The sequence below is a fragment of the Agrobacterium sp. BT-220-3 genome (assembly GCF_025910175.1).
Classification (GTDB): Bacteria; Pseudomonadota; Alphaproteobacteria; order Rhizobiales; family Rhizobiaceae; genus Agrobacterium; species Agrobacterium oryzihabitans.
In genome coordinates, this window is record NZ_JAPAIX010000009.1 from 147,620 (window position 1) to 163,885 (window position 16,266).

At 58.3% G+C, this 16,266-nt stretch carries 15 protein-coding genes, 1 tRNA gene and 1 riboswitch; of the genes, 3 read left to right on the forward strand and 13 right to left on the reverse strand.

Features of this window, described 5'->3' with window-relative positions:
- Positions 1–40 precede the first annotated feature (40 nt).
- Positions 41–730 (forward strand): hypothetical protein, encoded by a 690-nt coding sequence (locus OK142_RS20035; RefSeq protein ID WP_498684761.1) that lies wholly within the window; start codon positions 41–43, stop codon positions 728–730.
- Positions 731–756: 26 nt separating this feature from the next.
- Here OK142_RS20035 and OK142_RS20040 read toward each other — a convergent pair whose 3' ends face one another.
- Genes OK142_RS20040 through recF form a run of 3 tightly spaced genes read right to left on the reverse strand, consistent with a single transcriptional unit; the run spans position 757 to position 3,147 of the window.
- On the reverse strand, positions 757–1,233 hold the full coding sequence (locus OK142_RS20040) for a GNAT family N-acetyltransferase (protein WP_498684763.1): 477 nt from the start codon (positions 1,231–1,233) through the stop codon (positions 757–759).
- Complete coding sequence (locus OK142_RS20045) at positions 1,230–1,997, reverse strand: molybdopterin-synthase adenylyltransferase MoeB (RefSeq protein WP_498684766.1); 768 nt, start codon at positions 1,995–1,997, stop codon at positions 1,230–1,232. The genes OK142_RS20040 and OK142_RS20045 overlap by 4 nt, the downstream gene beginning before the upstream one ends.
- 22 nt (positions 1,998–2,019) lie before the next feature.
- Positions 2,020–3,147, reverse strand: coding sequence for a DNA replication/repair protein RecF (gene recF / locus OK142_RS20050; RefSeq protein WP_498684768.1), 1,128 nt, complete (start codon positions 3,145–3,147; stop codon positions 2,020–2,022).
- Between the two features lie 155 nt (positions 3,148–3,302).
- On the opposite strand from recF, the gene OK142_RS20055 reads away from it, so the two are divergent.
- Positions 3,303–4,415 (forward strand): alpha/beta hydrolase, encoded by a 1,113-nt coding sequence (locus tag OK142_RS20055; protein WP_137038441.1) that lies wholly within the window; start codon positions 3,303–3,305, stop codon positions 4,413–4,415.
- Positions 4,416–4,444: 29 nt separating this feature from the next.
- Here OK142_RS20055 and nrdF read toward each other — a convergent pair whose 3' ends face one another.
- The 8 genes from nrdF to OK142_RS20095 all read right to left on the reverse strand — a co-directional run bounded on the left by nrdF (position 4,445) and on the right by OK142_RS20095 (position 12,590).
- On the reverse strand, positions 4,445–5,419 hold the full coding sequence (gene nrdF, locus OK142_RS20060; RefSeq protein WP_003492917.1) for a class 1b ribonucleoside-diphosphate reductase subunit beta: 975 nt from the start codon (positions 5,417–5,419) through the stop codon (positions 4,445–4,447).
- Positions 5,420–5,435: 16 nt separating this feature from the next.
- Positions 5,436–7,622, reverse strand: coding sequence for a class 1b ribonucleoside-diphosphate reductase subunit alpha (nrdE, locus tag OK142_RS20065; protein ID WP_137038439.1), 2,187 nt, complete (start codon positions 7,620–7,622; stop codon positions 5,436–5,438).
- Complete coding sequence (gene nrdI / locus OK142_RS20070) at positions 7,610–8,008, reverse strand: class Ib ribonucleoside-diphosphate reductase assembly flavoprotein NrdI (RefSeq protein ID WP_498684773.1); 399 nt, start codon at positions 8,006–8,008, stop codon at positions 7,610–7,612. The genes nrdE and nrdI overlap by 13 nt, the downstream gene beginning before the upstream one ends.
- Before the next feature lie 11 nt (positions 8,009–8,019).
- Positions 8,020–8,241, reverse strand: a complete 222-nt coding sequence (gene nrdH, locus OK142_RS20075) for a glutaredoxin-like protein NrdH (RefSeq protein ID WP_003514250.1) — start codon at positions 8,239–8,241, stop codon at positions 8,020–8,022.
- Positions 8,242–8,495: 254 nt separating this feature from the next.
- Positions 8,496–8,720: riboswitch (cobalamin riboswitch) on the reverse strand.
- Positions 8,721–8,852: 132 nt separating this feature from the next.
- Complete coding sequence (locus OK142_RS20080) at positions 8,853–9,482, reverse strand: nucleoside triphosphate hydrolase (protein WP_498684775.1); 630 nt, start codon at positions 9,480–9,482, stop codon at positions 8,853–8,855.
- A complete protein-coding gene (locus OK142_RS20085) occupies positions 9,479–10,261 on the reverse strand; it encodes an ATP-binding cassette domain-containing protein (RefSeq protein WP_035241325.1) in 783 nt (260 codons plus the stop codon). The genes OK142_RS20080 and OK142_RS20085 overlap by 4 nt, the downstream gene beginning before the upstream one ends.
- Positions 10,261–11,343, reverse strand: a complete 1,083-nt coding sequence (locus tag OK142_RS20090; RefSeq protein ID WP_216330459.1) for an ABC transporter permease — start codon at positions 11,341–11,343, stop codon at positions 10,261–10,263. The genes OK142_RS20085 and OK142_RS20090 overlap by 1 nt, the downstream gene beginning before the upstream one ends.
- 224 nt (positions 11,344–11,567) lie before the next feature.
- Complete coding sequence (locus OK142_RS20095; protein ID WP_082183342.1) at positions 11,568–12,590, reverse strand: sugar ABC transporter substrate-binding protein; 1,023 nt, start codon at positions 12,588–12,590, stop codon at positions 11,568–11,570.
- A 266-nt stretch (positions 12,591–12,856) separates the two neighbouring features.
- Here OK142_RS20095 and OK142_RS20100 point away from each other — a divergent pair, with 266 nt between their 5' ends.
- Positions 12,857–14,089: an ROK family transcriptional regulator gene (locus OK142_RS20100; protein ID WP_003492901.1), complete on the forward strand. Its 1,233-nt coding sequence runs from the start codon at positions 12,857–12,859 to the stop codon at positions 14,087–14,089.
- Between the two features lie 51 nt (positions 14,090–14,140).
- On the opposite strand, the gene recQ is transcribed toward OK142_RS20100, so the two are convergent.
- Both recQ and OK142_RS20110 read right to left on the reverse strand, forming a co-directional pair.
- Positions 14,141–15,949: a DNA helicase RecQ gene (gene recQ / locus OK142_RS20105; protein ID WP_498684781.1), complete on the reverse strand. Its 1,809-nt coding sequence runs from the start codon at positions 15,947–15,949 to the stop codon at positions 14,141–14,143.
- A 205-nt stretch (positions 15,950–16,154) separates the two neighbouring features.
- Positions 16,155–16,231: transfer RNA gene (locus tag OK142_RS20110), tRNA-Met, on the reverse strand.
- Between the last annotated feature and the right edge of the window lie 35 nt (positions 16,232–16,266).

A 16,266-nucleotide genomic window follows, 5' to 3' on the forward strand; every position in this document is an offset into this window, starting at 1 on the left:
AGGCAAGCCGTGTCTGATCGTCACATCGGAGGGGAGTTCAATGGCAATCCAGGCGAAGTTTCTGCTGCTCATATCGGTCCTCATCGTTCTAATTAGCGGTCCGGCCCGCGCTGCCCCGCCCTCACCCGAGGAAACCGCGGAACTCTATTATCGCGCCTGGCTGAATTTTGATCGCGCCAGCATGGTTCGCCTCAGCAAGGAATGGGGATCGTCGGGTAGCGGGCAGCGCTACACCGACATGGATCTGGTTTCCAACCCCGTTGCATGGCAGCGCAAATACAAGGGCATGCACGCTCCCAAGGGAACCACGAACGAGCAGTCCGACCAGTTCGCACGGCTCTGGGTCGCCAGCACGGAACGGGTGCGCTGCCATGCCGAACCTGCGCGTATCGGCTCGCAATCGCCCACGGGTCTCTCTGTGGCGCGGGTAAAGATGAACTGCTCCCTGCCGGATGTCGGGCCTGCATTCCAGCGGCTGAAGGCAGCCGCAAATGCGGAGGATATTGGCGATAAAACCCGCATGCCTTCCGCGAAACTCATGAAGCAGATGGTCGACGCCACGAAGTCGGCTCCGCTCACCCACAAGGTCGCTACGGAAATTCAGCTCGTCAGAGGTCCGGATAAAGGCGTCTGGCGGGTCGGATCGGCTGAAGTGCAGTCACAGACGGGACTTGACCGTGTCTCTTCCGTCTTTCTCTCCCAAATGCTTCAGTCCGGTCTTTTGCGATAGACTTTGCCGGGCGGAACGGAACGGCATCAGCCGAGAAATTTCGTCATTTCAATCGAAGTCGTGCGGTCGTAACCGGGATGGGCATTTTCAGCGGTCTTGACGAAACCCCAGGCGGCGAATTTGGCATGATTGGCGATAAGCTCGATACGAGTTTCCAGCCGCAGCGCCGGTAACGCCAATTCGCGGGCCAGCGCTTCGGCCTGTTCCAGAAGCATGCTGCCGATGCCCTTTCCCTGGGCTTTCGGGGAAACACAGAGTTTGCCGACATAAAGACAGACCGGCGGCTCCGGCCGGCAAAACAGGCAGCCCACAATCTCATCGCCATCAAGCGCCACGAAGGCTATCTCCACTCTCGCCTTCTCCGCCAGATTTTCAAGCGTCAGGCGATGGGCTGAGGATGGCGGGTCGATGACGCCATCCATATAGGCGAAGGAGGACATGATGAGCGTCAGCAATTCCTGCCAGCGACTGAATTCTTCCCCGATCTTGGCGATCTCGATCATGGTTTCTTTCCAGTTGACCGCCGCCTGTAACGAACGGTTTCGAAACGGGCTGACAGGGCGTCGTAGAGGAGCAGACGGCCGATCAACGGCTCACCGGCACCGGTGATTACCTTGATCGCCTCCATGGCCATGATGGTGCCGATGACCCCGGTCAGCGCCCCGACAATGCCCGTTTCGGCGCAATTCGGAATAAGGCCCTGTGGCGGCGGCTCGGGAAACAGATCGCGGTAACCCGGCAAAAGATTGCCATCGGCACTCGCCTCATAGGGTTTGAGCACCGTCACGGAACCATCGAAACGACCGACGGCACCCGTGACCAGCGGCCGTTTTGCGGCTTCTGCGGCGTCGGCTGCGGCATAACGCGTATCAAAGTTATCCGAGCCATCAATAAGGAGATCGAAGGATGGCAGATGGTCATGCGCCCAGACCTCAGAAAACCGCTCCTCATACACAAGGGTGCGGACATGCGGGTTGAGCCGGGCGATGGCTGCACGGGCACTTGCGGTTTTCAATTCGCCGATTGTGCCGCTATCGTGGATCACCTGCCGCTGGAGATTGGAGAGGGACACCACGTCGTCATCAATGAGGCCGAGCGTGCCGACACCGGCAGCGGCCAGATAATGAAGGACAGGGGCGCCGAGACCGCCGGCACCAATCACCAGCACGCGCGCCGCTTTCAGCCGCTGCTGCCCGGCACCGCCGATTTCCGGCAACAGAATGTGGCGCTTGTAGCGTTCGATTTCCTCCGGGCTCAGCGGGTCCATGTCGCACTCCATCTCTCTGCCGTCATGCCGTGACGCTCCCGTGGGAAACATTGAAGAATTGCGCCCGCTCGCCAAGGGCGGAGAACATCGCCGCATCCGTTCCGGTCATGAAACTCTGGCCGCCGAGTGCGTGGATGAGATCGAACAGAGCGGCACGCCTTCCCTCGTCCAGATGGGCGGCGATCTCGTCCAGCAGTAGAACCGGCGCGTGGCCGGTCATATTGGCGGTAAGCTGCGCATGGGCAAGCACCAGCCCCACCAGCAGCGCCTTCTGCTCCCCTGTTGAACAGCGTTCGGCTTCCATGTTCTTTTCCGCATGGCGCACGAAGAGATCGACGCGGTGCGGACCATCGAGCGTGCGGCCGGCTGCGGCGTCACGATACCGGCCCTCACGCAACATCAGGCCATATTCGTCTTCGAGATCAACGGCCGGCCGGTTCAGCATCTCGTCCATGAAACCGGAAAGCGAAAGCGCCGCCGATGGGAAGGCCGCGTCGCCCGCTCTGCCTTCGATGAGGTTCTTCAAAAGGCCAAGCATTTCATAACGGGCGACAGCCATGGAGATGCCGAGTTCCGCCATCTGCTTTTCTATCCCGTCCAGCCAGACCGGATCGAAACGGCCTTCAGAAAGCAGGCGGTTGCGGCCGCGCATGGCCTTTTCGAAATCGCTCGCCCGCCGCCCATGGGCAGGATCGAGCGACAGCACCAGCCGGTCGAGAAAACGCCGGCGATCCGAGGACGAGCCGGTAAAGAGACCGTCCATGGCGGGCGTCAGCCACAGCACACGCAGATGATCCGTCAATTCATCGACGGATTTCACCGATGTTCCGTTCAGCCTCAGGCGACGCGATACCACCTCACCGTCGCCTTCGATCCCGGTCCCAATGGCAACTTCGCCATCCATGCCATCCACATCCGCAAAAATCGAAAAACCGACGGCTTCCGCACCGACGCGAGTGACATCGGACAGGGTGGCGCGGCGCAGGCCCCTTCCCGGTGAAAGAAAGGACACCGCCTCGAGGAGATTTGTCTTGCCGGAACCGTTGTCGCCCGTCAGCACCACATGGCGGTCATCAAGCGTGAGCGACGCTGCCGCGTAGTTGCGGAAGTCCGTGAGTTTCAGCCGTAAAAGCGACACCTTATTCGTCATCTGTACGGCCTAAAACGAACATCGCCGGATAGCAAGGTGGGGAACGTCCCTCCCATATCGAAGACCCTGCCCAACAACGCAATCCATTCTCCAGTAGCAACTTTTTTAGCGCCCGGTTATTTATGAGCCGGTCCTCATCACCGGTAACCCCATTCATGCGCCTGATCTTATCGCTCCTTCTCGCTCTCGGCCTTCTTTCATCCTGCGCAGGCAGGCCGGGGGCGGATGTGCTGCAGGCCATAAATACCAAGACCGGCGACGCGAAAATCGTGACCGCCTATGTGGCGAGCACGCGGGAAAGAAACAAGGAAGCCAAAAAGGGCTTCACCGCGGAGCGCGCGGCCGAGCCCAACTATGCACGCTTCGACATTTCCATTCCGCCCGACCATAAAAGCGGAAATATAGAATGGTCCAAAGGCAAGCCTGACCCGAAAAAGGATTTTGTCGTCACCAAGGCCGACACACTGACGAAAGCACGCTTCAACGAAGATCTTGGAGATGTCACGCGGTCTGGCAAACAGATCGCCCTTTTTGTCCATGGCTATAATTACAGCTATCAGGAGGCCCTGTTCCGCGCGGCACAAATGGCCGCCGACGCCAATATGGATGGCGTGCCGCTGGTCTTTTCCTGGCCGTCGCAGGCGAGCGTCACCGGTTATGTGGCCGACAAGGAATCAGCGACCTATTCGCGCGACGCGCTGGCCATGGTGCTGACCGACCTTACCCGGCAGACACCGCGAAAAAGCATTGTCGTGTTCGGTCACAGCATGGGCGGCTGGCTGGTCATGGAAGCGCTGCGGCAATTGCGCTTCGAAGGCAGGAACGATGTGCTCTCCAAACTACAGGTCGTGCTGGCCGCGCCGGATATCGACGCCGATGTGTTCCGCAAGCAGATCGAGGTGGTGGGACGGCTCAATCCGCCGCTCACCGTTCTCGTCTCCAAGGACGATCGAGCCCTGAAGGCCTCCTCTATCCTCGGGGCCGACGTCACCCGTATCGGCGCGCTGGATGTGACCGATCCGCAGGTGCAGGAGGCAGCCCTGAAAGAGGGCGTGCAATTCGTGGATATTTCCAATCTGAAGGCGTCGGACCCGCTCAACCATGACCGCTATGCGGCACTGGCATCGCTGGTGCCACAACTGGAGGCGAGCCGGAACGGCAACGGCGAAAACGGCATAGGCCGCGCGGGTGCCTTTGTGTTCGATGCAATCGGGGCAACCGTCTCCAGCCCCTTCCGGCTTGCGAGCCAGGTGGTGAACCCGCAATAGCTTTTGCGGGTCCTTTCGACATAGCGGTTTCAGAAATCCCAGTCTTCGTCTTCGGTCGCGACCGCCTTGCCGATGACATAGGATGAGCCGGAACCCGAGAAGAAGTCGTGATTTTCGTCGGCATTAGGCGAGAGCGCCGACAGGATCGCCGGATTGACCCGGCAGGCCTCGGCGGGAAACAGCGCCTCGTAACCCAGATTCATCAGCGCCTTGTTAGCGTTGTAATGCAGGAACTGCTTGACGTCTTCGGTCAGCCCGACGCCGTCATAGAGGTCTTCGGTGTATTTCGCTTCATTGTCATAAAGCTCGAGCAAGAGATCGAAGGCGAAATCCTTGATCTCCTGTTTTTCGCTTTCGCCCAGACGCTCCAGCGCCCGCTGGAACTTGTAGCCTATGTAATAGCCGTGCACGGCCTCGTCGCGGATGATGAGACGGATCAGATCTGCGGTGTTGGTCAGCTTCGCCCGGCTTGACCAGAACATCGGCAGATAGAAGCCGGAATAGAACAGAAAGCTCTCCAGAAACACGCTGGCGACCTTCATTTTCAACGGATTGCCGCTGTCATATTCGCGCATGATGAGTGCGGATTTACGCTGCAGGAACTCGTTTTCCTCCGACCAGCGATAGGCGTCATCGACGTCAGGCGTGGAGCAGAGCGTCGAGAAGATCGAGGAATAGGAGCGTGCGTGCACGGCCTCCATGAAGGAGATGTTGGACAGTACCGCCTCCTCATGCGGCGTGGCCGAATCCGCCATCAGGCGCACGGCGCCGACACCGTTCTGGATGGTGTCGAGCAAAGTCAGTCCGGTGAAGACGCGGATCGTCAGTTTCTGCTCTTCCGGCTTCAGCGTTCCCCAGGAGGGGATATCATTGGAGAGCGGCACTTTTTCCGGCAGCCAGAAATTCGATGTTAGGCGGTTCCAGACTTCGAGATCCTTGTCGTCCTCGATACGGTTCCAGTTGACCGCGCGAATGCGGGACACGGGTTTTACGGCAATGTTCATTCTCTTGTCCCTCAATTCAGAGCGTGCAGGAAACGCAGCCCTGAACCTGCGTGCCTTCCAGCGCCATCTGGCGCAAACGGATGTAGTAGATCGTCTTGATGCCCTTCTTCCAGGCGTAGATCTGCGCGCGGTTGATATCGCGCGTCGTCGCCGTATCGCGGAAGAACAAAGTCAGCGACAGGCCCTGATCGACATGCTGGGTTGCCGCCGCATAGGTATCGATGATCTTTTCCGGACCGATCTCATAGGCATCCTGATAATATTCGAGATTATCGTTGGAGAGATAGGAAGCCGGGTAATAAACGCGGCCGATCTTGCCCTCTTTGCGGATTTCGATCTTGGAGACGATCGGATGAATGGAAGAGGTGGAGTGGTTGATATAGGAGATCGAACCGGTTGGCGGTACGGCCTGGAGGTTCTGATTATAGAGGCCGGAAGCCATGACGGCCTCCTTCAAGGTTTTCCAGTCCTCCTGTGTCGGAATGGAAATGCCGGCTTTTTCGAAGAGGTCGCGGACCTTTTCCGTCGCAGGCAGCCACTCCCGGTCGGTGTATTTATCGAAATACTCGCCCGAGGCATATTTGGAGTTTTCAAAGCCCTTGAAGCTCTGGCCCCTTTCCACGGCAAGGCGATTGCTGGCGCGGATGGCGTGGTAGGTCACCGTATAGAAATAGATATTGGTGAAATCGACGCCTTCTTCGGAACCATAGAAGATGCGCTCCCGCGCCAGATAACCGTGCAGGTTCATCTGGCCGAGCCCGATGGCGTGGCTGGCATCATTGCCCTTTTCCACCGAGGGTACGGAAGAGATGTGGCTCATGTCCGACACTGCCGTCAGCGCCCGAATGGAGGTCTCGATCGTCTTGCCGAAATCGGCCGAATCCATTGCTGATGCAATGTTGAGCGAGCCGAGATTGCAGGAAATATCCTTGCCCATATGGCTATAGGACAGATCGGCGTTGAACTCGCTCGCTTCGCTGACCTGAAGAATCTCCGAGCAGAGATTGCTCATGCTGATACGACCGGCGATCGGATTGGCGCGGTTCACCGTATCCTCGAACATGATGTAGGGATAACCGCTTTCAAACTGGATTTCGGCGATGACCTGGAAGAACTCACGCGCCTTGATCTTCTTCTTGCGGATGCGGCTGTCGGCGACCATTTCATGATATTTTTCGGTGACCGAAATCTCGGTCAGCGGCACGCCATAGACCCGCTCCACATCATAGGGCGAGAACAGATACATATCCTCATTGTTGCGGGCGAGTTCGAAGGTAATGTCGGGGATCACCACGCCGAGCGACAGGGTCTTGATGCGGATTTTTTCGTCGGCGTTTTCGCGTTTCGTATCGAGAAAACGCATGATATCCGGATGGTGGGCATGCAGATAGACCGCGCCGGCACCCTGTCGCGCGCCAAGCTGGTTGGCATAGGAAAAACTATCCTCCAGCAGCTTCATGACAGGAATGACGCCGGAAGACTGGTTTTCGATCTGCTTGATCGGCGCTCCGAATTCGCGAATATTGGTCAAGGACAGCGCCACGCCGCCGCCGCGCTTGGAAAGCTGCAGCGCCGAATTGATGGAGCGGCCTATGCTCTCCATATTGTCTTCTACACGCAGCAGAAAACACGAGACCAGCTCACCACGGCTTTTCTTGCCGGCGTTGAGAAAGGTCGGCGTTGCCGGCTGGAAGCGGCCCGAAATAATCTCGTCGACCAGATCGCGGGCAAGCTGCTCATCGCCGCGCGCCAGAGCCAGCGCCACCATGCAGACGCGATCCTCGTAACGCTCCAGATAGCGTTTTCCGTCGAAGGTCTTCAGCGTATAGGAGGTGTAATATTTGAAGGCGCCGAGAAAGGTCGGAAAGCGGAATTTCCGGGCATAGGCTTCATCGTAGAGGTCACGAACGAAATTGAAGGAATACTGGTCCAGCACCTCCTGCTCGTAATATCCTTCGGTCACCAGATAATCGAGCTTTTCCCTGAGGTTATGGAAAAAGACGGTATTCTGGTTGACGTGCTGGAGGAAATATTGCCTCGCCGCAAGGCGGTCCTTGTCGAGCTGGATTTTTCCATCCGCGTCATAGAGGTTCAGCATCGCGTTCAGCGCGTGGTAGTCCAGCCCAGTATCGACCGGTTTCTGGCTTGCGGCTACCGGCTGTTTGGCGTCCTTGCGCAGCGCGCTCGAGGTCAGCGTGTCCAAAATCGTTCCAATCCATGTTTGACATTGGCGACATCTTCCTCCGTGCCGAGAAGCTCGAAGCGATAGAGAAACGGCACCGCGCATTTGCGCGAGACGATATCTCCGGCGGATGCGAAAGCTGCGCCAAAATTCGTGTTTCCCGCCGCGATGACGCCGCGAATGAGGTTTCGGTTGGAGGGCTCGTTCAAGAACCGGATCACCGGTTTCGGCACGGCCCCTTTCGTGCCGCCGCCCCCATAGGTGGGGGTGACGAGCACATAGGATTCCGACACATGCGGCACCTCCTCCTCGGCACCCAGCGGCAGGCGAAACAATCGTCGTCCCAGTTTCTGAAGGAAGCGATGCGTGTTTTCAGACCGGCTGGAATAATAGACGATCAGCCCCATCGCCCGCCGCCTCAGCTGATCGAGCCGATCATATCTGGACGGAAACCCGCCCAGTGGCGCTCGCCGGCGACGACCACCGGAACCTGCATGTAACCAAGGCCGCGAACGTGATCGAGCGCATCCGCATCTTCGGAAATATCGACGATCTCGTAGCTCACGCCAATGCGGTCGAGTGCGCGATAGGTGGCGGTGCATTGGACGCAGGCGGGCTTGCTGTAAACGGTGACGGTCATGATTTCCTCTTTCGAAGCCGCTTTTGCACACGGCTCAACATTGCCGATTGCGATCGCAATCGGTTGGCGATGGTTCTGTCATTCAGGTGGCGGGCACGGCCTTTAGCCGTGGAAAATCATTCTCTACGCCGACGAGCGCAGGAACTCAAAAAAATGCACTGGCATGACTTCACCCCGAAGCTTGTTCTGGAGGGGGCAGAAAAGGGCGCACGCAAATCATTTGCGTCAACACCTTCCTCCGGACACCCCGCCCGTGGACGTTTGCGCTCAAGGCAGGTCTCCTGACTTGCGGGTCACAACATCTATTCCGGCCTTCCCGGAGCTTTCGGCTCCAGTGACCCAAATCGGAACGATGCTCACCGCTTACAGTTGCGGGGGCAGTTTCGGTCTTGCTCCGCCATTAATGGCGTTACGCACCGAATTCCCGTCTTAGCTCCCGACGCTTGCGAATCGGAAGAACCTCGAACACCACATATAGTATATGAGGAAATTTTCTCGTCAATAAATAGACATGGAAAAGCCCCACCCTGTGGATCAAAAAGATTCAACACAGAGTCAACAAAGGCTTAACGATAAATGGAGTTGCCGCTCAAGACGGGAAAAGCGTTAATCTATTCCCAGATATCGATGCGAATATCGGCGGGGCGGGCGTTCTCGAGTACCCTTTTTCCGTTGGGAAGATCGTTTTCAAAAAGTTTGGCGTGGATCGCAGCCGCATCGAGACCGTAACCCTGCCATCTGTTCCGCAGCCTCTCTTCAAGCACCGCGACGGACGGGCCAACGAAGATGGTGAGGTCAAAGCTGTCGGAAAGCGTGGTCCAGGGCGCTTCATTCAGCAGGAGATAATTGCCTTCGGCAAGGACAAAGCGTGTCTCTGGCGGGACAGCACGGGCGGAGGCGATGGCAATTTCGCGGGAACGGTCAAAAACCGGAACAAGCACCTCCTGTCCGCCCTTGCGAACGGCGGAGACGATATCGAGGAAACCACGCACATCGAAGGTTTCGGGAGCGCCCTTTCGCGGCAGCAGCCCCCGCTCTTCGAGAATGCCATTGTCCATATGAAAGCCATCCATCGGCAGGACGGCAGCCGTTTCGCTCCGCGCCAGCAGAGCGTCGCAGAGCGCATCCGCCAGCGTGGATTTGCCGGCCCCAGGGGGACCGGCAATGGCGATGATGAAACGGGATTGGCCCTCTGCCCGCCGAAGAACGTCTTCGACGATCGTCTCAAGCTTCAGCGTCATGCGGCAAGCGTTTCCTTTGGCGCTTCCTTGGCGCCGGTCATGAAGGCAACGGCGTCGGACATGGTGTAATCCTTCGGATTGATGACGCACAGGCGCTTGCCCAGCCGGTGAATATGGATGCGATCCGCAACCTCGAAAACATGCGGCATGTTGTGCGAGATGAGAACGATCGGCAACCCGCGCGAGCGCACATCCAGAATAAGCTCCAGAACGCGGCGGCTTTCCTTGACGCCGAGCGCTGCGGTCGGCTCGTCGAGGATGACGACCTTGGAACCAAAGGCGGCCGCGCGCGCCACCGCCACACCCTGACGCTGACCGCCGGAGAGGGTTTCCACTGCCTGATTGATGTTCTGGATCGTCATCAGGCCGAGTTCCGACAGTTTCTCGCGGGCGAATTTTTCCATGGCCGGGCGGTCAAGGGCGCGGAAGAGGCTGCCCTGAATGCCGGGTTTACGGATTTCCCGACCGAGAAACATATTGTCGGCTATGGAAAGCGCCGGCGACAGCGCGAGGTTCTGATAAACCGTCTCGATGCCGGCCTTGCGCGCCTCTATCGGCGAGCGGAACTGGACGGGCTGGCCTTCCAGCCGGATTTCCCCTTCATCGGGTGTCACCGCGCCGGAAATCGCCTTGATGAGAGAGGATTTGCCGGCGCCATTGTCGCCAATCACGGCCAGGATTTCACCCGGATAGAGATCGAAATCGGCATGGTCGAGAGCGGTCACGCGACCATAACGCTTGACGAGATTGCGTGCTGTGAGAATGGGTTCTTTTGCCATCAGCCTGCTACCTTTCTGATCCACTGGTCGATTGCGACAGCCATGATGATGAGGACGCCGATCAACAGATAGGTCCATTGCGGGTCTGTTCCGATAAGCCGGAGGCCGAGCGAGAAGACGCCGACGATCAGGGCGCCGAAAATCATGCCCATGATGGAGCCGCGCCCACCGAACAACGACAGGCCGCCGATAACCACCGCAGTGATGGATTCGATATTGGCAAATTGACCGGCCGTCGGCGAAACCGAGCCGATACGGCCGATCAAGGCCCAACCGGCGAAGGCGCAGATGAGACCAGAGAGCGTGTAAACCGTCGTCAGCATGCGCTTGACGTTGACGCCGGCAAGTTCGGCGGCATCCGGATCGTCACCCACCGCATAAAGATGACGGCCCCAGGCGGTTCGGTTGAGCACATACCAGAGCAAGGCGACGAGCAGAACCATGGCTATGACGCCATAGGTGAAGACCGCGTTGCCAAAACGGATATTGGCGCCGAAGAATTGCAGGATCGGCGCCTGCTGGGCGATGTCCTGGGCGCGGATCGTCTCATTCGCGGAATAGAGGAAGTTGGTCGCCAGGACGATCTGCCACATGCCGAGTGTGACGATGAAAGGCGGCAGCCGCATGCGCGAAACCAGGATGCCGTTGATGAAACCGCAGAATGCGCCAACGGCAAGGCCACAGAGAATGGCAAGCTCCGCCGGCAAACCGTAGCGGAAGGTGAACTGCCCCATGACGACGGAGGACAGAACCATGATCGCACCGACCGAGAGATCGATACCCGCCGTCAGGATGACCAGCGACTGCGCCGCGCCGACGATGCCGACGATCGCCACCTGCTGCAGGATGAGGGTCAGCGAAAAGGCCGAAAAGAACTTGCCGCCGAGGAGCAGGCCGAAAACAGTCAGCGACAGCACCAGAACGATAAGCGGCACGGCGGCCGGGCTGGAATGGAGAAAATGCTGGAATTTTTCCAGCGTATTCTTGTCGTGCGTGTCGAAAGCGGCGACCTGCGTCGAACTTTCCGAGAGCACTTTTTCAAATTCATTATGCGGCTGAGACCGCACCGGCTGATCGCTCATGGATTTTCCTCCCGATCGCTCCATCGCATCGGCCCCGAAACGGGAAACCGTCTCCAAAGAGAATGATGCGTAGATTCAAAGTGTTGTGAGGCAGCCTCTGTCATCCCTTCAGGATGCGGCACACCCGTTTGTTCCTTTGTCCGATCCCCCGGATCGTGCCTGAAATCATTATGGGTCCAAGGGCGGGGGCAAAGATTGCCCCCGCGGGTTTCAACGGCGAGGCATCAGCCCCAGCACTTGTTGAGACCTTCCTTCGTGTCGATGGAATCGAGGCCCTTGACCGGCTTGTCGGTCACCAGCGTCACGCCGGTATCGACGAAGTTCTTGCCTTCGGTCGGCTTCGGCTTTTCACCCGTGTCAGCGAACTTCTTGACGGCTTCCACGCCGAGCGCTGCCATCAGCAGCGGATATTGCTGCGAGGTCGCGCCGATCACGCCTTCAGCAACGTTCTTGACACCCGGGCAACCGCCATCGACGGACACGATCAGCACGTCCTTCTCACGACCGACCGCTTTCAGCGCCTCGTAAGCACCGGCAGCTGCAGGCTCATTGATGGTGTGAACGACGTTGATGGTCGGATCCTTCTGCAGCAGATTTTCCATCGCCGCGCGGCCGCCTTCCTCGTTACCATTGGTGACATCATGGCCGACAATGCGCGGATCGTTTTCATCGCCGATCTTGTTGATGTCCTTCACGTCGATGCCAAAGCCCTTCATGAAGCCCTGGTTGCGCAGCACATCCACGGTCGGCTGGGAGGGGGTAAGGTTGAGGAAGGCGATTTTCGCATCCTTGGCCTTGTCGCCGAGGGTGCCGGCCGCCCATTTGCCGATCAGTTCACCGGCCAGAAGATTGTCGGTGGCGAAAGTGGAATCGGCGGCATCTACGGGCTCCAGAGGTGTATCGAGAGCGATGACCAGAAGACCGGCGTCACGCGCCTTCTGCACGGCCGGAACGATGCCCTTCGTGTCGGATGCGGTGATCAGGATACCCTTGGCGCCATCGGCGATGCAGGTCTCGATGGCGGCAACCTGGCTTTCGGAATCACCGTCGATCTTGCCGGCATAGGATTTCAGCGTCACGCCGAGTTCTTTAGCCTTGGCGGTCGCACCTTCCTTCATCTTGACGAAAAAGGGATTGGTATCTGTTTTGGTGATGAGGCACACCGACGTATCGGCGGCGGACGCGACGGAAGCGAAAGAAACGCCAAGCGCAAGCGCGCCCAGAAGAGCGGAAACAGTGGTCTTCATTTGTGATCCTCCCAATGGATATTTAAGCACCGTGACGGTTACTCGACGATCCGTCTCCTCCGAGAACAGTGACCGTTGGCACAGATGGAACCACCAAAGGAAACGGCTGTCAATAAATAAATCCGATTGAATTATTAATTCGATATGGCATTCTAATATACGGCAGGGAGGAATATCGCCGCGTCGTTTAACGTTGCGATAGCAAGATTGCCATAAAGCCTGCGAGTATCGGTCATGTACGGATATGCGGGCGGGAGGATGACATTATGAGACAATCTGTCGAGACGGCGCCGCCAACGCCGCCCACCACCATGGATATGAGCGGCGGCGCCAACCAGATCGGGGTGCGCGCCTATAATGAGCGGCTCGTGCTTTCCCTCGTTCGCCGTCATGGCGGATTGTCGAAGGCTGAAATCTCCAGGCTCTGTGGTCTCTCGGCACAGACCGTCTCCGTCATCATGCGCTCACTCGAAAAGGATGGTCTTCTTATTCGTGGTGAAAGGCTGCGCGGCAAGGTGGGGCAGCCATCGACACCGATGCGCCTCAACCCCGACGCCGTGTTCTCTTTCGGCGTGAAGATCGGCCGGCGCAGCGTCGATCTCGTGCTTATGGATTTTGTCGGCCGCATCAGGCTCAAGCTGCGCAGAACCTATCCCTACCCCATGCCGGAATGGATATTGCCCTTTGTGACAGAGGGCATAACGGAACTCGAAACGAAGCTGTCTCCCGCCGAACGCCAGAAAATTGCGGGCGTCGGCATCGCCGCGCCATTTGAGTTGTGGAACTGGGCACAGGAGGTGGGTGCACCGCAAATTGAAATGGAACGGTGGCGGGGCGTCGATATCCGCTCGGAAATTGCCGAAAATGTCAGCTATCCGGTTTTCCTGCAGAATGATGCCACCAGCGCCTGTGGCGCCGAACTGGTTTTTGGCGCGGGCCAGAACTATGCGGACTTTCTCTATATCTTTATCGGCTCCTTCATCGGCGGTGGCGTTGTTTTGAATTCGGCGCTGTTTTCCGGAAAGACGGGAACGGCCGGCGCGATCGGCCCCCTGCCGGTGCAGGGGCAGGATGGTAATACGGTTCAGCTTCTGAAGATCGCGTCGATCTTCGTTCTGGAAAACATGCTGCGCGAAAAGGACATCGATCCGCGCCCCCTCTGGTTTTCACCCGACGAATGGATCGATTTTGGTGAGCCGCTGGAAAGCTGGATCACCAAAACCGCCGCCGCACTAGCTCAGGCCGTCATTGCCGCCGCCTCCATCATCGATTTTTCCAGCGTGATCATCGATGGCGGTTTTCCCGGCTGGGTCAGAACCAGAATAGTTGCCGCCACCCGGCTCGCCCTCAAGCACCACGATCTTCAGGGCGTCACATTGCCGGAGATCATCGAAGGCGTGGTTGGCAGCCAGGCCCGGGCGATCGGGGGAGCAAGCCTGCCGCTGTTTTCCCGATATCTCATCGATCAGAACGTGCTGTTCAAGGATACGACAGGCTGAGGCTTGCGGCTTCGGTGATATTTCACGCAACTCTTTGCCGGATTCAAGCGTTCAATCGCTGGCGGCATGTTCCACGATAGCCGCCAGAAAAGCCGGACCGTATCGTTCGAGCTTGGTGTCTCCCACTCCTGGTATCTGCGCCATTTCGCGCGCCGAGGCCGGTCTTGCGGCTGCAAGCTCGATAAGCGTCTTATCGTGGAAAATCACATAGGGAGGAACGTTCTGCGCGCGCGCAATTTCCATGCGCTTCGCACGCAGTGCCTCGAAGAGACTGCGATCGGCCTCCGGCAAAACCGCAGAGGCGGGCTTGCGGGTTGCCTGTTGTCGCGTTGATCGGGGGGCGGATGGTATCCTCAGCATCAGGGAAGGTTTTTCCCGCAGGAACCGCCTTCCTTCCTCGGAAATAGACAATCCACCGTGACCGGACAGATCGACCTCAATCAGGCGCAGCGCAACCATCTGGCGCAGAATGGCTCGCCAGGTGCGGTTGTCATGCTCCTTGCCGATCCCGTAAGTCGTGATGCGGTCATGCCCGAAACTGGAGATCCGCTCATCCTCCACTCCCAGCAATACGCGGATGACATAGGCCTGACCGAAACGCTCGCCGGTGCGATAAATACAGGAAAGCAGCTTCTGCGCGGCGATGGCCCCATCAAACAGGTCCGGCGGCTCCGCGCAGGTGTCGCAATTGCCGCATGGCTCGCAGCGATCGCCGAAATAGGACAGCAGCACCTGACGGCGGCAACCGGCGGTTTCCGCAAGACCGAGCAGCGCATCGAGCTTCTGGCGCTCCATATATTTACGCTGATCCGCAGCGTCCGACTCCTCGATAAAGCGGTTACGCAGGGCAATGTCCTCATAACCGTAGAGCATGAGTACCTCTGACGGCAGGCCATCACGGCCGGCGCGGCCGGTTTCCTGATAATAGGCTTCGATGCTGCCGGGCAAATCGATGTGGACGACGAAACGTACATCCGGCTTGTCGATGCCCATGCCGAAGGCAACGGTTGCAACGATGATGACCGCCTCGCCGTGCTGGAAACGGGTCTGGTTCGACTCGCGGGCAGATTTATCCATGCCGGCGTGATAGGGCAGCGCATCGCGACCTTCCTCGCGCAGCCACGCCGCCGTCTCGTCGACCTTGCGTTTGGAAAGGCAATAAACGATACCGCTTTCCTCTTCGCGACCTCTCAGAAAGCGCTTCAGCTGCGCGCGGGGATTATCCTTTTCCATGATCGCGTAGCGGATATTGGGGCGATCAAAGCCCGCGATAAAGGCGTCGCTTCCTTCGATCCCTAGATGCCCTAAAATTTCCGCGCGGGTTGGCTCGTCCGCAGTCGCCGTCAGCGCCATGCGTGGCGTATCCGGAAAGCGTTCGATCAGCGCGTCGAGCTGGCGGTATGGCGGGCGGAAATCATGCCCCCATTGCGACAGGCAATGAGCCTCGTCGACCGCAATCAGCGACAGGGTAATGGGTTGAAGCGCATCCAGAACATCGGGCTTGAGAAGCGTCTCCGGCGCCGCGTAAAGAATGTCGACTTTACCCGCACGCATATCCTGCCAAAGCGCCCGTCGCTCGTCCGGCAAAAGATCGGAATTGAGAGCTTCAGCCCGCACGCCCGCCTGACGCAGGGCGGCTACCTGATCGACCATCAACGCGATCAGGGGCGAAACGATCAACCCCATGCCGTTACGGGCGAGCGCCGGGATCTGGTAACAAAGCGACTTCCCGCCCCCGGTCGGCATCAACACGAAAGCATTGTTGCCCGCCATCACATGCCGAATGATTTCAGCCTGCTGCCCACGAAACGTATCGTAGCCATAGACGGCCTTGAGGATTTGCATAGGATCGGCGTTCACGGTGGCTTTCTTCTGAGCTGGACGGTTGGCGCATCATGGCCAAATCCGGGTCTATCGCAATGCCGAAAGGCTGAACCAGCCGCATAAAACGAGTGGGAATTGCAGGTTGATGCTCAGCCTGTTTCAACAGCTTGAGGTCCGGGCTGTTCAAACACCAAAAGGGCTCCGAGTTTCCCCGGAGCCCTTTGATTGATGCTTGTATTTTTGGTTGCGGGGGCAGGATTTGAACCTGCGGCCTTCAGGTTATGAGCCTGACGAGCTACCGGGCTGCTCCACCCCGCGTTACCGGCGTAAATCCCTATTGGATTTATCGCGAC